General features: G+C 41.4%; 21 protein-coding genes. 11 read left to right on the forward strand and 10 right to left on the reverse strand.

Annotated elements, in window-relative coordinates; translation table 11 throughout:
* The first annotated feature begins 14 nt into the window (after positions 1-14).
* Positions 15-554, forward strand: a complete 540-nt coding sequence (locus tag AX660_RS13105; protein WP_068377673.1) for a PEP-CTERM sorting domain-containing protein — start codon at positions 15-17, stop codon at positions 552-554.
* An 85-nt stretch (positions 555-639) separates the two neighbouring features.
* On the opposite strand, the gene AX660_RS13110 is transcribed toward AX660_RS13105, so the two are convergent.
* Positions 640-2,400, reverse strand: a complete 1,761-nt coding sequence (locus tag AX660_RS13110; protein WP_068377675.1) for an acyl-CoA dehydrogenase family protein — start codon at positions 2,398-2,400, stop codon at positions 640-642.
* Between the two features lie 141 nt (positions 2,401-2,541).
* On the reverse strand, positions 2,542-3,024 hold the full coding sequence (locus AX660_RS23565) for an NUDIX hydrolase (protein ID WP_235594740.1): 483 nt from the start codon (positions 3,022-3,024) through the stop codon (positions 2,542-2,544).
* Between the two features lie 150 nt (positions 3,025-3,174).
* On the opposite strand from AX660_RS23565, the gene AX660_RS13120 reads away from it, so the two are divergent.
* Positions 3,175-4,239, forward strand: coding sequence for an efflux RND transporter periplasmic adaptor subunit (locus AX660_RS13120; RefSeq protein ID WP_068377678.1), 1,065 nt, complete (start codon positions 3,175-3,177; stop codon positions 4,237-4,239).
* 3 nt (positions 4,240-4,242) lie between these two features.
* Positions 4,243-7,350: an efflux RND transporter permease subunit gene (locus tag AX660_RS13125; RefSeq protein ID WP_068377679.1), complete on the forward strand. Its 3,108-nt coding sequence runs from the start codon at positions 4,243-4,245 to the stop codon at positions 7,348-7,350.
* 147 nt (positions 7,351-7,497) lie between these two features.
* Here AX660_RS13125 and rpoD read toward each other — a convergent pair whose 3' ends face one another.
* The 4 genes from rpoD to rpsU form a co-directional block, all read right to left on the reverse strand.
* Entirely contained in the window at positions 7,498-9,393 is a 1,896-nt protein-coding gene (rpoD, locus tag AX660_RS13130) for an RNA polymerase sigma factor RpoD (protein ID WP_268801382.1), read from the reverse strand.
* 92 nt (positions 9,394-9,485) lie between these two features.
* A complete protein-coding gene (gene dnaG / locus AX660_RS13135) occupies positions 9,486-11,252 on the reverse strand; it encodes a DNA primase (RefSeq protein ID WP_068377680.1) in 1,767 nt (588 codons plus the stop codon).
* A gap of 135 nt (positions 11,253-11,387) precedes the next feature.
* Entirely contained in the window at positions 11,388-11,834 is a 447-nt protein-coding gene (locus tag AX660_RS13140) for a GatB/YqeY domain-containing protein (RefSeq protein WP_068377681.1), read from the reverse strand.
* 82 nt (positions 11,835-11,916) lie between these two features.
* Positions 11,917-12,132: a 30S ribosomal protein S21 gene (rpsU, locus tag AX660_RS13145; RefSeq protein ID WP_006991319.1), complete on the reverse strand. Its 216-nt coding sequence runs from the start codon at positions 12,130-12,132 to the stop codon at positions 11,917-11,919.
* A 214-nt stretch (positions 12,133-12,346) separates the two neighbouring features.
* On the opposite strand from rpsU, the gene tsaD reads away from it, so the two are divergent.
* On the forward strand, positions 12,347-13,360 hold the full coding sequence (tsaD, locus tag AX660_RS13150; RefSeq protein WP_068377682.1) for a tRNA (adenosine(37)-N6)-threonylcarbamoyltransferase complex transferase subunit TsaD: 1,014 nt from the start codon (positions 12,347-12,349) through the stop codon (positions 13,358-13,360).
* Between the two features lie 6 nt (positions 13,361-13,366).
* Here tsaD and plsY read toward each other — a convergent pair whose 3' ends face one another.
* The gene (gene plsY, locus AX660_RS13155; protein WP_068377684.1) at positions 13,367-13,960 is read right to left on the reverse strand and encodes a glycerol-3-phosphate 1-O-acyltransferase PlsY; all 594 of its coding nucleotides are present in this window, start codon (positions 13,958-13,960) and stop codon (positions 13,367-13,369) included.
* A 76-nt stretch (positions 13,961-14,036) separates the two neighbouring features.
* Here plsY and folB point away from each other — a divergent pair, with 76 nt between their 5' ends.
* From folB to AX660_RS13175, 4 genes are read left to right on the forward strand one after another with little or no spacing between them, the layout of a single operon-like run.
* Complete coding sequence (gene folB / locus AX660_RS13160) at positions 14,037-14,393, forward strand: dihydroneopterin aldolase (RefSeq protein ID WP_068377685.1); 357 nt, start codon at positions 14,037-14,039, stop codon at positions 14,391-14,393.
* The gene (folK, locus tag AX660_RS13165; RefSeq protein WP_068377687.1) at positions 14,390-14,905 is read left to right on the forward strand and encodes a 2-amino-4-hydroxy-6-hydroxymethyldihydropteridine diphosphokinase; all 516 of its coding nucleotides are present in this window, start codon (positions 14,390-14,392) and stop codon (positions 14,903-14,905) included. Before folB ends, folK begins: the two co-directional genes overlap by 4 nt.
* Before the next feature lie 2 nt (positions 14,906-14,907).
* The gene (locus AX660_RS13170; protein WP_068377689.1) at positions 14,908-15,708 is read left to right on the forward strand and encodes an undecaprenyl-diphosphate phosphatase; all 801 of its coding nucleotides are present in this window, start codon (positions 14,908-14,910) and stop codon (positions 15,706-15,708) included.
* A 19-nt stretch (positions 15,709-15,727) separates the two neighbouring features.
* Positions 15,728-16,096 (forward strand): histidine triad nucleotide-binding protein, encoded by a 369-nt coding sequence (locus AX660_RS13175; RefSeq protein ID WP_068377691.1) that lies wholly within the window; start codon positions 15,728-15,730, stop codon positions 16,094-16,096.
* A gap of 78 nt (positions 16,097-16,174) precedes the next feature.
* Here the strand turns inward: AX660_RS13175 and AX660_RS13180 are convergent, their stop codons facing one another.
* On the reverse strand, positions 16,175-17,863 hold the full coding sequence (locus AX660_RS13180) for a dipeptidyl-peptidase 3 family protein (RefSeq protein ID WP_068377693.1): 1,689 nt from the start codon (positions 17,861-17,863) through the stop codon (positions 16,175-16,177).
* Between the two features lie 344 nt (positions 17,864-18,207).
* Between AX660_RS13180 and AX660_RS13185 the strand changes: the two genes are divergently transcribed.
* Positions 18,208-19,044: an HDOD domain-containing protein gene (locus AX660_RS13185; RefSeq protein ID WP_068377695.1), complete on the forward strand. Its 837-nt coding sequence runs from the start codon at positions 18,208-18,210 to the stop codon at positions 19,042-19,044.
* A 72-nt stretch (positions 19,045-19,116) separates the two neighbouring features.
* On the opposite strand, the gene rdgC is transcribed toward AX660_RS13185, so the two are convergent.
* Entirely contained in the window at positions 19,117-20,019 is a 903-nt protein-coding gene (rdgC, locus tag AX660_RS13190) for a recombination-associated protein RdgC (RefSeq protein WP_068377697.1), read from the reverse strand.
* A gap of 125 nt (positions 20,020-20,144) precedes the next feature.
* Complete coding sequence (locus AX660_RS13195) at positions 20,145-21,866, reverse strand: ATP-binding protein (protein WP_068377699.1); 1,722 nt, start codon at positions 21,864-21,866, stop codon at positions 20,145-20,147.
* A 213-nt stretch (positions 21,867-22,079) separates the two neighbouring features.
* Here AX660_RS13195 and phoB point away from each other — a divergent pair, with 213 nt between their 5' ends.
* Positions 22,080-22,769, forward strand: a complete 690-nt coding sequence (phoB, locus tag AX660_RS13200) for a phosphate regulon transcriptional regulator PhoB (RefSeq protein WP_068377701.1) — start codon at positions 22,080-22,082, stop codon at positions 22,767-22,769.
* 66 nt (positions 22,770-22,835) lie between these two features.
* On the forward strand, positions 22,836-24,152 hold the full coding sequence (gene phoR, locus AX660_RS13205) for a phosphate regulon sensor histidine kinase PhoR (protein ID WP_068377703.1): 1,317 nt from the start codon (positions 22,836-22,838) through the stop codon (positions 24,150-24,152).
* Positions 24,153-24,329: the final 177 nt, after the last annotated feature.

Genomic DNA, 24,329 nt, shown 5'->3' on the forward strand with positions numbered 1-24,329 from the left:
TTGTAGGAAATAACATGAAAAAATTAATCGTAGTTTTAGCTTTTTTTATTGGTTTTAATGCCAATGCTGGTTTAATCAATGTAGATATCAGTAACCCAACAGTATCTGTTGGTGGAACTACCGAACTAAGTATTTTGGGGGCGGGTTTTGATCCCTTCGATACCTTTGAGTTTCAACTTGAGTTTGATACCAGTTTATTTAGTATCGATTTGGTTTCGATGGTAAGTGATTTAGGTGATGCATCAGATTTCATTTTTGAAGTTACCGAACAAAGTTATGGAATAGCCTTGTCTTTTATAAATTTTGACTTGTTCACTAGCAGCGAGTTTATCGCAGCAAAGATCAATTTAACTGCTATTGCTAAAGGTTCAACAAGTTTTAATTTAGCTAATGTGATAGTGGAAGATTTTTATGGCCAAGGTCCGATTGATTTTGACATTGATGGACAATTACCTGCTGGCGTAGACGTTACTGGAGCTGTTCCTGCTCCCGCAACACTTGGTTTATTCGCAGTGGCATTGACTGCTTTTGCTGGATTTCGTCGTAAAGCTTAATCAGTGAATTGATGAGTTAGAAAAAGGCGGTTGATGCAAATCAACCGCCTTTTTTAATGTTAGCTCGTAGCTCGAATCTCACTATCTATTGATAATCAAACTCATTGTCTGCTGGTGTTAACAAATCCTCTGCACCACTAAACAAATTAGCTTTAAAACCTTCTCGGCGTGGTAATAAACGTTTTAGATAAAATGCACAGGTATTGGCTTTTCCGCTTTTAATACTCGCAAAGTTAGAGTGTTGCGCACTATCAGCCATACTAAGCCACAATATGCCTAAGATTGAATAAGCACTGTAGTGCATATAATCGTAAGCAGCGCCTGCCAAATCAGATGGGTCTAAAGTAGTTATCAACTTAGAAGTGCTAAACCAATCATCCAAAATATTTTGTGCAAACTCTAAGCTTGCGGGAAGTTGAATGTCGGCAACTAACTTTTCTAGCATCTTATGTGTGGCTGCTAACATCAAGCCATTGTCACGGGCTAATTTACGCGAGATCAGGTCCGCGGCTTGAATGCCGTTAGTGCCTTCATAGAGCTGAGCAATACGACTATCACGCATAAGTTGCTCCATGCCCCATTCACGGATATAACCGTGTCCACCAAATATTTGTATCCCTAAACTACTCACATCGGTACCAATATCAGTCATGAACCCCTTACAAATAGGCGTTAAAAATGCGATGACTTTAGCTGCTTCATGGGCCTGTTCAGTATCACCATATTTTTCGATGTCCATTTGCTGTGCGTATAAATAGGCAAGCGCACGACATCCTTCCGTTAACGCTTTTTGTGTGAGTAACATTTTACGCACATCGGGTTGAAACATGATGCTATCAGCTTTTTTAGCCGGTTCAGCGACACCTTGTGGCGCACGGGATTGCAAACGCTCACGAGCATAACTTAAGGCTCCTTGATAGGATGCTTCGGCTATACCTAAACCTTGCAGACCAACCTGAAAACGCGCCTCATTCATCATTGTAAACATACAAGCTAGACCGCGATTTTCGTCACCCACGAGCCAGCCCCTTGCACCATCAAAATTCATCACACAGGTAGGGCAGGCTTTAATGCCCATTTTCTTTTCGATACTGCCAACGGATACAGCGTTGGCTTCACCAAGAGAGCCGTCTGCTTTGGGTAAAATTTTAGGAACTAAAAATAAACTTATTCCTTTTACGCCAGCGGGAGCGTCAGGCAAGCGGGCGAGTACGAGATGGCAAATATTATCTGTCCAATCTTGATCGCCGCCGGAGATAAAAATTTTGCTGCCGCTGATGCTATAACTACCGTCAGTATTGGGTTCAGCTTTGCTACTTAATAGACTTAAATCTGTGCCTGCATGAGGTTCAGTTAAACACATGGTACCTGTCCATTCACCACTGATTAACTTCGCGAGATAGGTACGTTTTAGCTTGTCATCACCATGTTTATTCACCGCTAATACGGCGCTTTCGGTTAACATGCAGACTAAGCGCCAGCTTAAATTGGCTGAGTTAAGCATTTCATGCACAGGTACGGCCATTGAATTGGGTAAGTCTTGGCCGTCATAATCGGCACTGCCCAACATGGCGTTCCAGCCATTAGCAATATATTCATGATAGGCACTAGCAAAACCGTGGGGGGTAGTGACTTTACCATCGACTAAATGACAACTTTGTTCATCGCCTTCACGATTAAGAGGGGCAATAGCTTCTTGGGCAAATTTAGCTCCTTGATTAAGAATTTCGTTAACCAGTTCAGCGTCAAAATCCTCCAGACCAAGCGCTTGATAGTGCTTGCTGATATTCAACCAGTCATGCAACAAAAATTGCATATCAATTAAGGGGGCGTGGTATTGGGGCATAGTAATTCTCTTATGGTTCAAACAACTCTGACCAGTATATCTGTTTTTACGCTATGTTGCGGTAAACTAACTAATATTTGGTATAAGCTGCGGTGATAACTAGATATTAATTGGCTAACATTGCACTGCAAAAATAAGTAACTAATTTATTTGATTAAATAGTGCTCTAATTTCAATTAAATCAACATTATCTACCCATTGTTTAGCACTTGTTTCAAAGGGATTAACCCCTTCAATTTTTGCAATTTTATGTTGGGCCCATTCTGGCACAGGGAAATCTTGGATTTGGCTGTCAAAACCACTGGTAAGTATGCAATGGTAAATTTGCACGTGGTCACGGGTCTCGCCTAATTTTTCTGCGACTTCGACATTCAGCCCAGTGTTAAGCCACACTGCTTGATGGGCTGTACATTGCGCTGATTGATTGGCTTGTGATTTGCCAATAGGGAGTTGCCAACCAGAGTTATCAGATGCCACGGCCAGCAATTTACTGTCTAGCCTGATGATGCAGGCGGCGTTTGCTGGAGGAGCTGGAGTGTAAAGTTCGCTGCTCCGACACATGGGTTCAGCTACACGTATTTTACTGCAGCTAAACAGTACAATACCGGTAAGTACAAAAATCATTAATCTATTATGCAATTTATTAAGTACACTAAATTTGAATAAGGCTCATTATTACAGCTAACGTATTGTTTTTCAGCAGTAATTGTTTATGTCAGCGAAATAGCAATTTGCTTGCAGTTAATTTTCTTTACTAATTTTATAGGTCTATACATGTTAAAAGGATTAAAAGTCTCGCCATTATTTTTGGCTGCAGTGGCGTTTGTTGTTTTGGTTATTTATTTATATTTACCCAAAGAGCAAATAGTAAAAATGAAGTCTGAAGGACTGACTCCGGTTACTGTGCATACCATAAAAATAGAAGCCTTTCCCGTTACTGTAGAGGCATTAGGCACGGCGAAAGCCAACGAATCCGTGTTACTGACCGCCCAAACTACAGATATCGTGCAGAGTATTAATTTTGATGACGGAGATGTGGTCAAACAGGGCCAGATACTGATTCAACTTAATGATAATGAAGAAAAAGCCCGTTTTAATGAACTAGATATAAATTTGCAGGAAGCCAAACGCCAGCTAAAGCGTATCACTAATCTGGCGAAAGAAAGTGCTGCATCTGAACAGTTGCTTGATGAGCAGCAAGCTAAAGTTAAAGCGATTAAGGCACAAATGGATGTAGTCAATTCACAATTAGACGAATTACAGCTGCGGGCACCTTTTGATGGTGTATTAGGCATCCGTCAGATCAGTGTTGGTGCCTTACTCAAACCGGGTGATTTAGTGACTACTTTGGATGATATTGCGCTTGTGAAGCTTGATTTCAGTATTTCAGAAGCCCACTTGCCTTCAGTAGCAATTGGTCAGCAAATTAGTGCTACATCAGTGGCATATCCTGATGAGGTCTTTACTGGCAAAATCGCGAGTATTGCTTCACGTGTGGATCCCATTACTCGCTCTATTCCAATTCGAGCCAACATCAATAATAAACAATTAAAATTACGCCCTGGTATGTTGATGCAGGTCGAGTTACAAAAACTGATGTTAGAAACCCTTGTTCTTCCTGAACATTCTTTAGTACCCGTGGAAGATAAACAGTTTGTATTTGTGATTGTTGATGGTGTGGCCAAACGCCAGCAAGTTGAAGTGGGTCGCAGACGTCCAGGTTTTGTGCAAATAATATCGGGTCTAGAGGTGGGTGATCAAGTCGTGGTAGAAGGAACCTTGCGTTTGCGAGATGGTTCTAAAATTAGAATTCTCGATTCCGCTAAAAAAGAGGGCTAAGACATGCTTCTTTCTGATCTTTCAGTCAAACGCCCGGTTTTTGCCTCAGTTGTTAATTTATTATTGGTGGTATTTGGCATTGTATCTGTGAGTTTGATGTCACTGCGTGAATACCCTGACATCGATCCGCCCATTGTTTCCATTAATACTAATTATCCCGGTGCTTCCGCTTCCATCATCGAAACCCGAATTACCCAATTACTGGAAGATAGGATCAGTGGGATTGAGGGGATCAAAAATATTAGTTCTAGTAGTAGCAATGGTCGCTCCTCCATTAGCATCGAATTTAATTTATCCCGTAATATCGACGCGGCATCCAACGATGTACGTGAACGAGTCAGCCGTGCTTTAAATAATCTACCGGATCAAGCAGAGCCTCCAGAGGTTTCCAAAGCGGGATCAAATGAAGACGTAGTGGTGTGGTACAACCTCAGAAGCGACAGCTTATCAGTACTGGAACTGACCGATTATGCCGACCGTTATATTGTCGATCGTCTCTCCGTAGTGGACGGCGTAGCTAATATTCGTTTAGGGGGGGGGCGTAATTACGCGATTAAAGTGTGGCTTGATCGTAATGCTATGGCTGCACGTCAGATCACTGTGGCTGATGTTGAAAGTGTCATTCGTTCAGAAAACGTTGAATTACCTGCTGGCGAAGTTGAATCCATCAATCGTGATTTTGAAGTAAGAGTGGCGCGAAGTTTTTTGACACCGGAAGATTTTGCCAATCTAACCATTAAAGCCAGTGCCGATGGTTATCTGGTGAAATTAGGCGAGATTGCTAAGGTGGAATTAGGTTCAGAAGACGATGAAGCCGAATTTCGTGGTGGTGGTGTGAATATGATTGGTTTAGGTATATCCAAACAATCCAAAGCCAATACGTTAGAAGTGGCGCGTGCTGCCAAAAAAGCCATAGAAGAAATTGAACATACCTTACCGGATAACATTTTTATCGTACCCAGTTATGACTCGTCGATATTTATCGAGGCCTCTATTAACGAAGTATACGAAACGCTTGCCGTAGCTGTGTTGATGGTAGTACTGGTTATTTATGTATTTCTCGGTAACGTTCGCGCAACCTTGATACCGGCAGTGACTGTACCTGTGTCCTTGGTGGCTGCATTTATCGTGATGAACGCATTGGGTTTTTCGATCAACTTATTGACCTTGTTAGCCTTAGTACTGGCGATAGGGCTGGTGGTAGATGATGCTATCGTGGTGCTAGAAAATATTACTCGACGTATTGAATTGGGTGAGCCTCCGCTATTGGCCGCTTATCGCGGTGCCCGTGAAGTCGGTTTTGCGGTTATTGCCACCACTATGGTGTTGATCGCAGTGTTTGTCCCTCTGGTCTTTTTAGAAGGAAATATAGGCCGACTGTTTACTGAATTTGCACTGGCCATGGCTGCAGCTGTGGCATTTTCCAGCGTCACTGCATTAACACTCTCACCTATGATGTGTTCAACCTTATTAAAAAAACGTGAAGCCTCTACAGGTTTTGCACACTGGGTGGATACTCATTTTAAAAAAATTGAGCAACGTTATTTTAATAGTTTAAACACCACCTTACATCAATCTTGGTGGATGGCGTTATTGGTGGCAATGAGTATTGCCGCACTGATCCAATTAGCTTATTTAATCCCCAGTGAGTTAGTGCCAAAAGAAGACCGAAGAAACTTTTTTATTCAGATACAAAGTGCGGAGGGAGCTAGTTTTGAGTCTAATTCTGCCAACGTCAAAAAAGTCGAAACCATATTACTGAAATACTTGGATGCAGGTGAAGTAGAGCGAGTGTTGGTCAGAACCCCAGGCTTTGGTAACTCGGCTGGTATAGGGATTGTGGGCATGCCAATGAAAGGTGACTTTGAGCAATCTACCTTTGCGGTGATGGATAAAGTCAGTGCTGAGATGTCTGAAATACCGGACATTCAGGCTTTTGCAATAATGCGCAGCGGAATTTCGGGCGGTGGTATTGGGCGACCTGTACAGTTTGTACTCAAAGGTAATACTTACGAAGATCTGGTTAGTTGGCGGGATATATTGATCGATAAAGCCAGAGAAAATACCAATCTAGTGCGTGTAGATTCGGATTTCAAAGAAACCTGGCCGCAGTTATTGATTAATATTGATAAAGATCGTGCTGCTGATCTTGGCGTATCATTTAGCGATATTGGTCGTACGCTGGAAACCATGTTGGGTCAACGCAGAGTCTCAACCTTCCTTGATAGAGGGCAAGAATATTATGTCATCATGGAAGGTAAAAAAGAGGACTATCGCAGTCCACAAAGTATCGACAACATTTATGTGCGTTCAAAAACCACTAATAAACTGATCCCACTGGATAATTTAGTCACGGTTGAGGAACGTGCCACGTCGTCAACTTTAAATCGTTACAACCGTATGCGAAGCATTACCATCAGCGCTAACCTCGCAGAAGGTTACACCGTGGGTGAGGCTTTGGAATATCTGCGTCACCTTGTTGACACTGAACTTCCAAGTGAGGTGTCAATTGATTACAAAGGTGAATCCCAGATGTACCAAGAGTCTGGTAGCTCGATCTTATTTATCTTTGCTTTAGCTCTAGCTATTACCTATTTAGTGCTGGCTGCGCAGTTCGAAAGTTGGATCCATCCCTTGGTCATTATGTTGACCGTACCAATGGCACTGGTGGGGGCCTTGATCGGTTTATACTTTGCTGGCATGACCATGAATATTTACAGTCAGATTGGCTTGGTGATGTTAATTGGTTTAGCGGCTAAAAATGGCATATTGATTGTTGAGTTTGCGAATCAGTTACGTGATGCGGGTCTTGAGTTTGAAGAAGCTTTACGACGTGCTGCGACCCAACGTTTAAGGCCCATAGTGATGACGGGGTTTACCACGGTGTTTAGTGCGTTGCCTTTGGTATTGGCCACAGGCGCAGGCGCCGAAAGTCGTACCGTTATCGGTATGGTTATATTTGCCGGTGTATTACTGTCAGCGTTTATGACCTTGTACATCGTGCCAACCGCCTATTATTTATTGGCTAAAAATACTCGTTCACCAAATGAATTAGCGGATAAAATTGAAAAACTTGAAGCTACAATCGTTTATAAAAAAGGTGACATGTAAGTTATACCAATACGAATGATAAGTGATGGACTGCGCTAATTAGGGCAGTTCATCAATGTCTAATACCAACTTCATTAAATAAATTCATAGGCAAAAATTGTGTAAAAAAAGCCCCGCATTTGCGGGGCTTTTTGTATGGGCATTGACTTAATCGTCTAAGAAGCTTTTCAGCTGTTCTGAACGACTTGGATGACGCAACTTACGTAAGGCTTTAGCTTCAATCTGACGAATACGCTCACGAGTAACATCAAACTGTTTGCCAACTTCTTCTAGGGTATGGTCGGTGTTCATATCGATACCAAAACGCATACGAAGTACTTTGGCTTCACGAGCTGTCAAACCAGCTAATACTTCTTGAGTCGCATCTTTCAAACTGCCACCTGTAGCAGAATCCAGCGGCTGAATAATCGTACTGTCTTCGATAAAGTCACCTAAATGTGAATCTTCATCATCACCTATGGGCGTTTCCATTGAGATTGGCTCTTTGGCGATTTTCAACACTTTACGGATTTTATCTTCCGGCATCATCATGCGTTCTGATAATTCTTCAGGAGTGGGTTCGCGTCCCATTTCCTGTAACATTTGACGACTGATACGGTTAAGTTTGTTAATCGTTTCAATCATGTGTACAGGAATACGGATAGTACGGGCTTGGTCAGCAATTGAACGGGTAATTGCTTGACGTATCCACCACGTAGCATAAGTAGAAAACTTATAACCACGACGGTATTCAAACTTATCTACTGCTTTCATCAAACCGATGTTGCCTTCTTGGATCAAATCCAAGAATTGCAAACCACGGTTGGTGTATTTTTTAGCAATAGAGATAACCAAACGTAAGTTGGCTTCAACCATTTCTTTTTTAGCGCGACGAGCTTTGGCTTCACCAATCGACATGCGACGGTTAATATCTTTGATATCAGCAATACATAAACCAGTTTCATCTTCGACTTGGTTCATTTTACTGATACTACGCTCTAATTCTTCTTGATGAACTTTCATATCTTCTGCGTAAGGCAGAGTTGAATTCAAAATTTTGAACAACCACTCGGTGCTGGTTTCATTGCCAGAAAACGCTTTGATAAAGTCTTTTTTCGGCATTTTTGCGTTCATCACACAGTGTTTCATCACTATGCGTTCTTGCACACGAACGCGATCCATCATGCCACGCATGTTTTTAACCATGCGATCAAATTGTTTAGGCGTTAATCTAAATTCTTTAAAAATTTCACTCAGGTCGAAAATCTCGGCACGAGCATCTTTATGCGAACGGCCTTTTTTAGCGATGACATCTCGAGTTTTTTCATACTGATGACGTAAGGCTGTGAATTTCTCACGAGCTAGCTCAGGATCGGGGCCGGTATCTTCTTCATCATCGGCATCCGAATCTTCATCGTCATCACCATCATCATCTTCGTCATCCAATTCTTTTTCGGATAATTCAGAACCAATATGAGTGGCTGTTGGTGCGATGTCTTGCTCGTTTGGATCAACAAAACCAATAATGATATCGCTAAGACGAATCTCTTCGGCCTCAAACATATCCCATTGGTCGAGTAAATAAGTGATTGCTTCAGGGTATTCTGCAACAGAACACTGAACCTGATTGATGCCTTCTTCGATGCGTTTGGCGATGACAATTTCACCTTCGCGGGTCAAAAGTTCAACCGTACCCATTTCGCGCATATACATACGCACTGGATCAGTTGTGCGACCTATTTCGCTTTCAACCGTGGCCAAAGCCTGAGCAGCTGCTTCCGCAACTTCCTCATCGGTATCACTTTCTTGCATCAATAATTCATCGGCATCAGGGGCTGATTCAAAGACCTTAATACCCATGTCATTGATCATGCGAATGATGTCTTCAATCTGGTCCGAATCGACTATGTCTTGAGGAAGGTGATCGTTAACCTCCGCAAAAGTCAAATAGCCTTGTTCTTTACCTTTAGCAATGAGGAGTTTTATCTGCGACTGCTTGCTTTGCACCATATACCTTACACTTTTTGAATTGGTTGAAAACGCACCAAAATCAAAAGTGGAAATTGACTTGGCGCCAGTAATTAGCTGATTTGCTCGAGGGCGTTAGCGAATTAGCCAGTATAGCAGACTTCGCCTCTCTATCGCTATATGTTGGGTTACTTTTGTTCTTTTACAAGTAGATTGAACTCTTGTTTTTCTTCACTGGTTAAATTTCTTAGCCTAGATATTGACATTAGTTCGCTCATTCGGCTCTTTAAGTGCCAATCTAGCAGCCTAGTAAAACTATCTTGAAATACTTTAACCGGGTATTGTTCGGCAAAATCAGTATTGAGTAGTTTAGCTAAATGACTGCTTTGTGGATGATGGCGAAATTCTTCTAGAACCTGAGCTGTATTAGCCTGTGGGTGATTTTTGCAGAAGGCAAAGACTTCATTAAGCAGACTGATGCCGGCGATATTGGTTTCGGCTAAAAAAGCGGGATCAGCTGATGCACATTGCTTGGCTAAAGCTGGACTATCCAATAACAATCTAAGCATCATACGCACAGGCGACATGGTACTTTTATTGAGTGTAGACATATCCACTTTTTTAACATTACCATGGGAATTAGCTTTGGCTATGTCACGCTCTAGCTTGTGGCGATGATGTTCGCCCATGTGTGCACTAAGATCAGAAGTCAAAATAGCGCGCTGATTGTCACCCACAATTTGTTCAATCAAAGGCATAGCCTGAGCTTTTAAAGCGGCTTTGCCTTCTGTACTACTAACATGATGGCGCTGCAATAAATTTTCAAAAAAGAAACGTGAAAGTGGCATTGACTCGTTTTGCAGTTTGGCTTCAAAAGCGTCTTTGCCTATCTGGCGTACTAGTGTGTCGGGATCTTCACCGTCGGGTAAAAACAAAAACTTCATTTCAACCCCATCCTTAAGATAGGGCAGTGCATTTTCAAGGGCGCGCCAAGCAGCTTCACGACCGGCCCTGTCTCCATCATAACAACAGATAATTTCATTGGTGGCACGAAATAACATCTGAATATGTTCAGCTGTAGTTGCTGTACCCAGTGATGCCACAGCATAGTCAATGCCAAATTGGGCAAGGGCAACCACGTCCATATAACCTTCAACTATCATTACTCTAGCTAGATTGCGGTGTGCCTGTTTAGCCTGATAAAAACCATAGAGTTCATGGCCTTTATGAAAAATGCGAGTTTCAGGTGAGTTGAGATATTTCGGACCGCCGTCTTCTAATACTCGCCCACCAAAACCGACCACCCGACCACGTTTATCTCGGATCGGAAACATAATGCGATCACGGAAGAAGTCAAAACGTCGACGATTGTCGTTTTCGGTAATGAGTTTTAGATCTAATAATTGTTGTTGTGCCTGCGGATTAGTACCAAAAGCACGTAACATGCCGTCCCATTCGGATGGGGCATAACCAATACCAAAAGCTTTAACGATATCACCGCTAAGTCCACGACCTTTGAGGTAGTTAACCGCTTTGTCTTTTTCACCATGGATTTTGAGTTGTTGCGCAAAAAACTTGGCGGCTTTTTCCATTAACTCGTAATCGTCTTGAATCTGTTGTTTTTGCTGAGCAGTGGGAGCTGGGGCTGAATTCTCTTCGCGTGGAACCTCAATGCTATGATAATTTGCAAGTTCTTCAATCGCTTCAGGGAATTCTAAGCGGTCATATTCCATCAAGAATGAAATGACGTTGCCATGGGCGCCACAACCAAAACAATGATAAAACTGCTTATCTTGGCTAACAGTGAAAGAGGGACTTTTTTCGTTATGAAAGGGACAGCAGGCTTGGTAATTACGACCGGCTTTTTTTAAACGCACACGGCTGTCTATTACTTCGACAATGTCGCTGCGTGCGATCATATCGTCAATAAATTCGCGCGGGATACGGCCAGCCATTAAACCACTCTTTTTAATTCGAAGGGGTGAACATAATGCCACAGCAAGATGCTAGGACTAAGCCTAAAAACAAATAAACCGCAAAATAAGCTGAGTTATTGTTGCGGTTTATCGATGAATATTTGACTGTGGAGATTAAGCGTTTAAGGTCGCTTTAATTTTCCCACTTAACAGGCCCATATCAACTCGCCCTTGTACCTTTGGTTTTAACCAAGCCATGACTTTACTCATGTCTTGCATACCAGCTGCTTGGGTTTCGGTGACTGCTTGAGCGACTAAAATAGATAACTCTTCGTCGCTTAGGGCTTGAGGCAAGAAATCTTGCAATACCTCAATTTCAGCTAGTTCGATGTCAACTAAGTCCTGACGCTTGGCTTGTTCAAATTGACTGGCTGCATCTTTTCTTTGTTTAACCATTTTGGTTAACAAAGCGATAATGTCGCTGTCATTGAGCTCAATACGCTCGTCAACTTCTCTTTGTTTCACACCAGCTAGAGCCATACGAATAGTGCCAAGGCGAATTTTGTCCTTGGCTCGCATAGCTTCTATTTGCGCATTTTTTAAATTATCTAACAAAGACATGATATGACTCGAAGAAAATCTGAAAATGATCTAGAAATAAAATATCACGAGACGCGTTAGTTCTAACGCGCCATCGGTGAGATTAATATAATCTGATGCGGCGTGCGTTTTCGCGAGATAACTTTTTCAATAAACGCTTTTTAGCTGCTGCTTTTTTACGTTTACGTTCCCACGTAGGTTTTTCAAAAAATTCACGACGACGAACTTCAGAAAGAACTCCTGCTTTTTCACATGAACGTTTAAAACGACGTAACGCAACATCAAAAGGTTCGTTCTCTCTAACTTTAACGATTGGCATTAAAATCTCACCTCAAAATAAAAACTTGATTTGCCAGCTCATTTGTCAGCTAGCGCGGTTAAAAATGGTGCGGAATTCTAATCATATCCGCATGTGATGTAAAGGCTTGATAACTTAAATATTCTATTTCTACCAAGAAATTTAAGTTAAATTTTGTGCTTGCGAGGCAAATCAGTACAATAGCGCCCAATTTGAGCAGTATTGGATAGTGCAAATGCGAGTGTTGGGCATAGAAACCTCATGTGATGAAACAGGCGTGGCGATTTATGATGAGGCTTTAGGTTTAATGTCTCATAAATTATATAGTCAGGTGAAGTTACACGCTGATTATGGTGGCGTTGTGCCTGAACTAGCCTCGCGGGATCACGTACGCAAATTGTTACCTTTGATTAATCAAGCGATGGCTGAGGCCAATTGTCAGCCCAGTGATATTAATGGTATTGCCTTTACTAAAGGCCCTGGTTTAGTTGGCGCATTGTTAGTGGGGTCATCTGTTGCGCGTAGTTTAGCTTATGCGTGGAAAGTACCTGCGGTAGGTGTACATCATATGGAAGGGCATTTATTGGCACCTATGTTGGATGAGCCTGCGCCTGAATTTCCTTTTGTCGCACTATTAGTGTCGGGAGGTCATTCGATGTTGGTTAGTGTAAAAGGTATCGGCTCTTATGAAATACTCGGTGAATCTGTTGATGATGCTGCAGGAGAAGCCTTTGATAAGACCGCTAAATTGCTCGGTTTAGATTATCCTGGTGGTCCGTTATTAGCGAAATTAGCCGATAGTGGCGAAGCGGGGCATTACCAATTTCCTCGTCCGATGACCGACAGGCCGGGTCTGGATTTTAGTTTTAGTGGCTTAAAAACCTTTGCAGCTAATACCATTCGAGCTGCAAACGATGATCCTCAAACTCGCGCCAATATAGCCTACGCATTTCAAGAAGCGGTGGTTGACACCTTAGTGATTAAATGTCGTCGCGCACTTAAACTAACCGGGCTTAAACGTTTAGTCATTGCGGGTGGAGTAAGTGCTAATAAGCAATTACGTGAATCACTGCAAGAAATGATGGTAAAGATGCAAGGCGAGGTGTTTTATCCACGCATGGAATTTTGTACAGATAATGGCGCGATGATCGCTTATGCCGGTTTACAACGTTTATGTGCGGGCGAAAGGGAACCCTTGTCTACTAAAGCACAACCTAGATGGCCACTGGATAGCCTCAATCCACTTTAATTAATATTAACTGTATTTCTGCCTTATTTTTGGTTCTTGCCCCTTAACGAGGCGGATTAAATTATCTTTGTGTCTGACGATAATAAGTACGGCGAGCATGGCGACCGGTAAAGCGTATGCCGCTTTGACAAACCATGTAATAAATGGGGCTAGGCTGACAGTTATGACCGCGGCTAACGAAGAATAACCACTGCAAAATAGTACTATTAGCCAAATGACGATCAACATCAAGGATAAATCTAAACCTATAGGTAATAAGGCGCCAAAAGCAGTAGCTACGGCTTTACCACCAGAAAATCCAAAAAACACAGGGAAAATATGCCCTAGGCAAACCGCCACGGCCACTAGGCCCAACTCGATGGGATTTAAGCCCAAAAAATAGGCGCCCCAAACTGAAACTGTACCTTTAAGAATATCAAACACCAATACCAATGCTGCTGGCAATTTACCGGCTATTCTTAGTACATTAGTGGCGCCCGGATTATGTGAGCCTTGTGTACGTGGATCATCCTTGCCAAACAAGCGACAAACGATAATGGCACTGGAAACAGAACCCACTAAATAGGCACAGGCAATAATTAAAATTGTCATTGCTGTCATATACTTGTCTTGGGCAAAAAGGTTACAATTTAGCAAGAATATATTAAAGCTCAGTAAAATACAGCGCGGATCAGCTATGGATAAAATTTACATTGAGGGCTTAGAGGTGTTCTCGTTAATTGGTGTGTATGATTGGGAGAGGGTAGCTAAGCAAAGATTGTTAGTAGATGTAAGCTTATATACCGATCTGTCAAAGGCAGCCAGCTCCGATAAAGTCGAACACACAGTCAACTATGCCGAGGTCGCTAGTTGTATTGAATTGGTCGCAAGCAACAGTAAATTTGAGCTGATTGAAGCCTTAGCCAATGAAATGATCAACACCATCTTTATACAATTTCCGCTCCTAAAAGTTTGTCTTAAATTAAGTAAACCCGATATCTTGCCCAATGCGCGTAATGTTGCGGTAGAGTTCACGCGGGACAATCCAAATTGAAGCATTTAGCCTCTGGTCAGCACCTAATTTATATTAGTGTTGGCAGCAATATTGAACGTGAGAAACATACTAAAGCTGGATTACAGGCGATGTATGAGGTTTTTGGACATTTACAACTCTCTCGAGTGTATGAGAGTGAGTCAGTGGGCTTTGCCGGACATAATTTTTATAATCTAGTGGTTAAAGCTCAAACAAGCCTAAGTATTGAACAAGTATGCCTAGCCTTAAAACAAATCGAAGATCAAAACAAAAGACAACGTGGTACCGCCAAGTTTTCACCACGAACCCTTGATTTAGATTTATTGTTATTTGACGATGTTGTAAGCCGAGATCCTGTTGAATTGCCCCGTTCAGAAATCTTGTTTAATGCTTTTGTATTACAACCATTGGCTGAAATAGCTGGTGAGCAAATTCACCCTGTGGTTGGCAGTACCTTTAGCACCCTGTGGCACGAATATGATAAATCCCAACAACAATTATGGCCGATTGAATTTACATGGAATGAAAATTAAACATGACTTTATTTGAAATTATTATATTAGCGATAATTCAGGGTTTAACTGAATTTTTACCTATATCCAGCTCTGCTCATCTTATTTTACCTTCAGCTGTGTTGGGCTGGCACAATCAGGGTTTAGCCTATGATGTGGCCGTGCATGTTGGCAGTCTGTTGGCCGTGATGATTTATTTTCGTAATGACATTAGCAGATTGACTGTCGCTTGGTTCAAACATGGTTTAAGTAAACAACAAAGCACTGACAGTAAACTGGCTTGGTGGGTCGTACTTGCAAGCATTCCTGCTATTATAATCGGTTTTTTACTGAAAGATTTTATTGAAGTCTATGGCCGTAGTGCACTAGTAATTGCCACCACAACTATCGTATTTGGTTTGTTGCTGTGGTATGCCGATAGAAAAGCCACGCTCGCCAAAAATATTACCCAGATTACCTGGAAAAATGCACTATTTATTGGTATTGCCCAAGCTATTGCGGTTATTCCCGGTACTTCAAGGTCAGGCATCACCATGACGGCCGGCCTGATGTTAGGCCTTGATCGTGAAAGTGCCGCACGTTTCTCCTTTTTATTGTCTATTCCTGTCATTTTAGGCGCAGGTTTGTTAGCCACAGTAGATTTGCTGCAAAGCCCTGATCCCGTGCAGTGGTTGGAATTGTTATTAGGTGCGGCTTTTTCCTTTGTATGTGCCTATGCTTGTATCTACCTATTTTTAGCCTGGATTTCACGTATTGGCATGTTGCCTTTTGTGATATATCGCTTGATTTTAGGCTCGTTATTACTACTGTATGTATTTTTTTGATTAAGGTAGACCACTCAACATGACTACTATTTTTAGTAAAATTATCGATAAATCTATTCCGGCAGACATTTTGTATGAAGATGAACTTGCCTTGGCATTTAAAGATATTAATCCACAAGCCCCTATTCATTTTTTAGTTATCCCTAAAAAAGCTATCGCTACAATTAATGACATTGAAGAAGCAGATAAAACATTGGTAGGCCATTTATATTGGGTCGCGGCCAAGTTGGCTGCAGAGATGGGTTTTGCCCAAGATGGTTACCGTGCGGTCATGAACTGCAATGAACACGGTGGCCAGACGGTTTACCATATTCATTTACATGTGTTGGCGGGTAAAGCCTTAGGTTGGCCTCCTTATCAAGACAAGCTAAAACCTAAGCTGGTTTAGATAGAAAATAGATTAGCTAAATAAAAAGCCCCAACATATAGATGATGTTGGGGCTTTTTTAATATTAAATATTGAACTTTACAGCCCTAAGACTTGAATGCCTTGTTCAAAGTCAATATCCACCGGAATCGCGGCCTGGGTTAAACGTTCCAAGTCAGCCGCAAGCTGAGGCTTGATAATACCTTTATCGGCTACCAATTGATTTACGCCGTCATAATTACCATCACCTTGTAAGGTTAGGATCAAGTTAGACAGAGCATCAACCGCCTCACTCATTTTATCCATATTAACCTGATACAAGCCTTGCTCATTGCGGCTAAAAGCTTGATGTTCGTTAAAAAAGTTAAAACGGATCATATTGGCTTTACCGTGGGCGGAGCTAGCGCCAAATCTTACTGAGCGAAAGATACCTGCCATAAAGGTCACATAATAGTCTTCTAGTTGACCTTCAGTAATCACGCCTTTGGCTAACAGTTGTTTTACCATATAGATACCTAGTATGTCGGCTTTGCCTTCTTCCAACGCTGAAGCATGTTCTTTTAAGGCTTGTCTGACGGTTTCTTCACTGCCTAATACAGTTTTGATACCTAAACCGTGAGCCACTTCATGAAACATGGTATTGGCAAAAAAGGCGGTAAAGGTAATGTGTTTGCGTTGTTCTGCTACAATTAGTTCATCGGCAATGGGCAACATGATGTTGTCAAACTTGGCCTGCATGGCATTTTTAAGTTGCAGGCGACGTGTACCTTTTTGCAGTTGCACTTCTTCATCATTAGGCAGGTTGATGGCAATGGTTTTACTACCTGCATTGGAGTGACCTGCATAATAAATTACATCATAGGCATTTAAGTCGGCGTCGGTTCCGGGCATCTGTGCTTTATATTGTTCAGCGACAGGCAAGCCTGTTTGCAGTTCAGGTAAAAATGCGGCGTATTTACTGAGCCTCTCGCTCCAACTCAAATCTTTAATTAATACATAGGCTTCAAAGGCTGCACGATAACCAAATAATTGATCTTCATAGGTTTCAATAGGGCCTATCACGAGTTCAATAGGATTGGTTTTCATGTCCATCCAAGCAAAGTCTGAGGCCTGATAGTCATTAGTGAGTAAGGCTTTTGCCCGTAATTGCAGATACTGCGCAAAACTCTGATCTTCTGCGAGTAAAGCGGCTTTTTCTAATAATGCAGCGACTTCTGTTAATTCTGCTTTAAACGCTTCTGAATAGGGAAGGGCGAATAGCTTGCCTGCTGCATCGCGTTTAACCATGGAATACAAGCCTTTTTTGTCGGTAAAATTAGCTTGTTCGAATTCAGCTTTAGTCATATCTGGCGGATAAAACTGCGCTCCAAGTGACTTTTCTGCGGTGTCGGATAAAAAGACATCATCACCGTCGAGTCTGTCCCAAGGACCGTAGTTGATGTCGGCAAACTGACGTGTTTTAGGATCGGCAATAGTCGCTAAAAATGCCTCTTTATTATCTCCAAAAGCTTGGCGCCAAAAAAGGTCATCCATGATGCTGGAAGCTTCGATTAACAGTTTAAGCATATCCCGTTGGGCTTGGCTGAGGTGGCTCAAATCAGTGTTTAAGCTGACTTTTTTGTAGATATCTAAACGTGAACTTTTACTTGTCAGTAACGTCAGTTCTACTCCGCTTGGAGAATCACCGGGTTGCACTGCTGATTTGTCAGCGGGATTGCATGCTAGCAAGCCAAGGGTAAGTACCAAGGCCCATGGTTTGGGACTTAAAATAGTGAGGGATATTGTCATATCTATACCTTGTAGTTATGGTGTTTTAACTGAATACCAATTTGATTTGTTTACTACCTGCAGTTAACGTTTCTGGCAGGCTTTGTCCAAGAATATAACAATTTTTTAGCAAAGAGCAGATTAAACCCCCATGGCTCGACATTAATTATGTGTTAGCATCTTTTTGCTTAACTTGTATTTACTATTTGTTGCATGGATAACGTTCGAACGGCAACATATTAATGAATATGGAAGATAAACAGGTCTTGGTTATTTAAAACCGTATTGACTAGCGTTACACTTAGCTTAATTCGATAAACTTTGCGCAACTGATTGATTTGTTGTGATTTAGAACAGGTAAATACATGTCTACAGAAAATGCTTTGCTGACAATATTGATAGAAAAGATCAATAACGATACCTTGGTTTTACCCACCTTGCCGGCAGTGGCTTTAAAAGTCAGAAAGGCAGCAGATGATCCCGATATCAACCTTAATGACATGGCAGATGTGATTGGACAAGATCCTTCACTTAGTGCGCGCATGATTAAAATTTCAAACAGTGCTTATTTAGGGCGTTCCGTTAAAGTAACCTCTACTACCCAAGCTGTCACACGCATTGGTTTACGCCAGATTAAAAATATTGCAACCGCATTGGCGATGGAGCAATTATTTGTATCCAAAAATGACATAGTTAAAGCGTATATGGAGCAGATTTGGTCTGACACAGTTGAAATTGTGGCAAGTTCCATGGCGGTATTACAAATTCATACTAAAGCGACTAAAAACCGTGCACTGAATTTAGATTCAATTATGTTGGCGGCGTTAGTGGCAAATATTGGTAGTTTACCGGTACTAACTGAAGCTGAGCGTCATGCTGATGTGTTTGGTAATCCAACCTTTTTGGATGTGGCGATCAGCAAGCTATCTGGCAAGATCGGCGAAAGCATAATGCAAGTGTGGGGTTTTGAGCCTGAGTTCATCATAGTAGCAAAGAGCTGGCGTGATCATAGTGTACAAACCGATGCTATCTCTTATTTAGATATAGTGCGTTTGGGCGCAGTGCTGTGTGGCAAATATGATAGTCGTAAAGATGCTTTGTTTGCCAACGCATTGGAAAAGAAAATTGTGCCTAGCTTGTCGTTGTTGTTATCCGATGAGTTTGATGAATATCGTGCTCACGCCAAACAAATTTTTGGCTAAGTGCTAATACAGATTGTTATATTTTAAGCCAGAGCTAACGAGAGCTCTGGCTTTATACTAAAACGTTAGTTTCTAGTCATCTGCATTTAACGTGAATATCTCTTTTAATCTTTCTGCAAATCTGACAATTTCACCTGACATTAAAGCAAAGTTAGCATCAAGTCTGGCTGCCACTTGATCCTTAGGGATATCAGCATTTTGCTCATGCATTACATCACTAAATTTGAGGCGTTTAATGGTCAAGTCTTCTTGGATCAGCGCAGATAAAGTTTCATCCCATTCCACTGCTAATTTTTGTACAACTTTACCACTTTGAATATGGTTAATGATTTCTTCACTGCCAAGATCTTGATTTTTACAACGCAAAACAGCGCCATCTTCTTCTAGCGCTTTTAACTCAGCCTCTTCAAGGATAACCACATCTTTTGGTAAGTCCTTACCTTGCAACCACTCAGTTAGGTGTGCTTGCACAGATTGGCGAGCCAAAGGCACGACAGGCAATGAACCCATTGCTTTGCGTAACATGGCCAAAAAGGCTTCTGCCTTGCCATCGGCCGAGGCATCAACTACCACTAAGTTATCCTTGGTAGAAATAAAACCGTGGATAAAACTATTTTTAGTAAAGGCCATAGGCAGCAAACGATGAATGATTTCCTGCTTCATATCTTGCTGGGCTTTTTTACCTACGGATGAGCCGGTTTCTGCTTCAATCTGCGCGACTTTTTCGGCTAGTTCAGCATTAACAACTACTGAAGGTAACAAACGCTCTTGTTTCTTAAGCGTAATCCAAATACGCCCATTAGCAGAATGTAACAAGGTCTTGCCTTGATTAAAGGGTGAGGTAAAGCCCATGGTGGCCATATCTTGACTACCACAAGGACGAAAAACGAACTCAGCCAGTTTTTCTTCTAAGTCTTCTTCTGTTATTTCCAATGCTTGGGTGAGAGCGTAAAGTTTGAGATTTTTAAACCACATAATAATTAAGTCCGATCAGATACAATGAATAACAGCCATCAGGCCATCGTCAAAAAGGGCTGTGAGACTAACAGTCTTTGTCCTTTTTGGCGATGCTGAACTTAAATTTTTATAACATAGAAGTACTAAAGTGGGATGGTAATTTTATAGCGTAAACCTTGGTGTACCTTGCTAAATGCTTGGATCTCACCTTTGAGGGTTTGGGTGACTAAGTTGTACATAATATGAGTGCCTAAGCCACTACCACCTTTACCACGGCGGGTAGTAAAAAAGGCATCAAAATGTTGTCCCAATGTGCCTTCGGGCAAACCTTGACCATCATCTTGATAGTCTATGATTAAATTATCTTCTTCACTATTGATATCTATTTTGATGGTGCCTTTAATTTTATTTTCAAAACCATGGATCAAAGAGTTCATGATCATGTTGGTAAAAATTTGTGCGATAACCCCTGGCGCACAATGAATAATCAAATTATCCGGACAATGAATTTCGATAGTGTGTTGAGTCTTTTTAAAGTTAGGCGCCAATGAATGCACTATCTCACCTAAATAGTGACGCATATTAATTTCACGCTCTGCTTCACTGGCTTGGTCAACTGCAACTTGTTTAAAGCTTGAGATTAAGTCTGAAGCACGATTAAGGTTGTTAGTCAGTAAGGTAATGGTTTGCTGTGCGTCAGTTAAAAAGGCTGTCATGGTGCTGCCGGTTAACGTTTTGTCTTCAAAGGCATGTTGTAAACTCACCACACGTTCCTGTAAAAAACTCGTCGCAGTAACACTTACACCTAAAGGCGTATTAACGTCATGGGCAATACCTGCAACCAAACCACCGAGAGAGGCCATACGCTCAGATTCTACCAGTTGATCTTTAGCTAACTGCAGGGTTTCCATTGATGTAGCAAGTTCTGAATTGCGCTTTCTTAATTCATCTTCGACAAATTGACGATTTTCATTTTCTTGGCGTAATTCACGTTGATTGATGAGCAGTTCATCTTTTTGTTGCTCTAAATCCAACATGATTTTACTGAGGGTCGCGGTTTTTTTGGCAACTTCTTCTTCGAGTGAAATATTTTGATCATCAAGGCGACGATTAGCAGCTTGTAATTCAGCCTGAGTGCCGGCCAGTTTAGACTGAAAACTCACTAAATCGTCGATTAAGTGGTTATATGAATCTTGTAACAGCTTTAATTCGTTGTCATCGTCAATGCTTAAATCGAGCTTTGATGATTCAGGATCATCGACATTAAATTCACTGATCTGTTGAGATAGTTCAGTGAGAGGTTTGGTTAACATATTACGAAAGGCGTTAATAAACAGAAACACCAAAAAAGCGGTTTTGATCAAGGCATTGCCAATTAAAAAGAAGATACCAACTTCAATACGACCAAAAATAATGGTGGAACTGGAATACAGGGTTACGTCACCAACTAATGAAGTACGACCTGAAAATTCAAAAATAAGGGGAAAGCTATAACCAAAAGTACCGCCTGGATGATCTTTAACTATACCTTTAGTGATGGACTCGGTAGCTTGTTTACTGGTGAGACCTAAATCCGCAATATAATTGCCGTTTTCATCTCTGATTTGCACACCTTCAACTATGGGTAATTCCATTAACCCAGTGGCGATAGATTTTGCTTGTGGAGTGTTGAGTTCCCAAATGGCACGGGTCAAACTGGTACTGAAGGTGTTTTTTAAGGTTTGTAATTCGTCTTCAATATGACTTTTAGCATTGAGGTATTCGGTAAAAACCTGTCCCACCGTGACTATCAGAGTTAAAACAAAATAAACGGACAATACTCTTGCGAGTAACCTTTTGGACAAACCCTGTTTAATTTCTGACATCTAAAAATCACTTTCCCTAATGGTAAAATAATGTTCAAAGAATATGCGTTATCTTTACAATTAACAAGAATTTAGCATGAATGTATTGAGTAGTAACCTAAGACAAACATGAAATATTAATTAAACAAATAAAACTCATTGTGAATACTTTCATAAAAGTGTCACATATAGTCTGAATAATTGCCGACTTTGAAGTTACAGGATAATACTAATATGGCAAAACGAATATTACTGGTAGAAGACGAAGCACCTATTCGCGAAATGCTCAAGTTTGTTTTAGAGCAATCTGGCTACGTTACCATTGAAGCAGAAGATTTTAATGTTGCCCTAGAGCGCATCGTCGAGCCTTATCCTGATTTGATTTTACTGGATTGGATGTTACCCGGTGGCTCTGGTGTGCAATTAGCCAAAAAGCTTAAACAACATGAATACACCCGTGATATTCCCATCATCATGTTAACGGCTCGCGGTGAAGAAGAAGACAAGGTTCGCGGTTTAGAGGCGGGAGCCGACGACTATGTGACTAAACCTTTTTCTCCTAAAGAATTGATTGCACGGGTAAAAGCAGTGATCCGCCGAGTAACCCCCACATCAAGTGAAGATGTGATTGAATATCAGGGTTTAAAACTGGATCCGGTGTCTCACCGAGTCACGGCGAATGAAACCCCTTTAGACATGGGACCAACTGAATTTAAGTTACTGCACTTTTTTATGACCCATGCTGAACGGGTCTATAGTCGAGAACAATTACTCGACAATGTCTGGGGTACTAATGTTTACGTGGAAGATCGTACAGTTGATGTGCACATCAGGCGCTTGCGTAAAGCTATTTCAGAATTTGGCCATGACAATATGATCCAAACGGTGCGTGGCGCAGGTTATCGTTTTTCCACAAAAGTGTAATAAAAGTGATGCACAATAAGCCAAATGTTGCAGCTTATGCTGTCGTAAAAGGATGATGTAATAACCATGGAAAAAAGCGTTGGCTGGGTCTTAAGTGCTATTTTTTTGTTAGTGTGGTTTAGCCTCGCTACTTTGTTAGGGCTGTATTTTGATCAATTGTGGATGGCCTTGGCTATTGCCGCATTTGGCTTAATTGCCAAACATTATTGGAATATATACTGGCTTAATCATTGGTTACGCCATAGTAAAAAAATGTCACCCACCCTCACTCGTGGGGTTTGGGGGCATATTTATAATGGTATATTTCAAGCGCAAACTAAAAGCCGTAATAAGCGTAAACAACTCAGTGAAATAATTGGGATATTTAAGGCTGGTTCAGAAGCCTTGCCTGATGCCGCAGTGGTAGTAAATAATAAAAATGAAATTGTGTGGTGTAATCGTCTGGCGCGTATCGAACTGGCATTAAATTGGCCAGAAAAACACGGTATTAAAATTGTAGATGTGATCCCACAAAGTGAATTCATCGAATTTATTCAAACCAAACGTTTTGAGTTCCCACTGGAGATAACCTCACCAGCCAATAGTCAAAAAATTCTTGAAGTACGTATTGTACCCTTTGTCGACAGTAATTTAATGTTACTTATTCGCGATGTGACACGTCTCACTCAAATTGAAAAGATGCGTAAAGACTTTGTGGCTAATGTATCCCACGAGCTACGTACTCCATTGACTGTAATTAACGGTTATTTGGAAATGCTACCTGATTCTGCCAATCTGCCCCCCTTAATGGTGAATAAAGCCATAGCTGAAATGCGTACTCAGTCGGTGAGAATGCAAACCCTCATCGAAGGATTGTTACAACTGTCACGTATAGAAGCAAGCAACGAGCGAGCTTTTGATAAGCTAGTGAATGTGCCGCAGTTATTGTGGCAGATTGAAACCGAAGCGCAGGCCCTCAATCGTGAAAAACAACACAAACTGTTTTTTGATATCGCGCCGCAGTTGTGCGTTTATGGTATTGAATCAGAATTACGCAGTGCGTTTTCTAACCTAATTTTTAACGCCATTCACTACACGACTGACAAAGGTGTGATTGAGGTGAAATGGCAAATGGTTAAAGACGGTGCGCGTTTTAGCGTAAAAGATAATGGCGACGGCATAGCCCCCAAGGATATTAACCGTCTTACGGAACGTTTTTATCGGGTTGATAAAGCCCGCTCGCGTAAAACTGGGGGGTCTGGTTTGGGCTTATCCATAGTCAAACACGTACTGACTCACCATAACTCCAACTTAAAAATCAGTAGCGCCGTTGGCGTGGGCAGCGATTTTTCCTGTGAATTTTCACCCGAACTGACGTTTGTAACCAGCAAACCTATTCACTAGTTTAATCTCAATATCCTGCAAAATAAGAAAAAGGCCAGCTAGATCCTAAAAAAGGCGTGGCGTTTATGCCTGAACAATCATTTTTCCCTCAATTATTAAACTTTTGTGACGGTAAGATAATGTAACAAAACTGTCACACCCATTGTTTACCCTTTGCCTCGTTTTTATAACTTCTAA

This window comes from Paraglaciecola hydrolytica (genome assembly GCF_001565895.1).
GTDB lineage: Bacteria > Pseudomonadota > Gammaproteobacteria > Enterobacterales > Alteromonadaceae > Paraglaciecola > Paraglaciecola hydrolytica.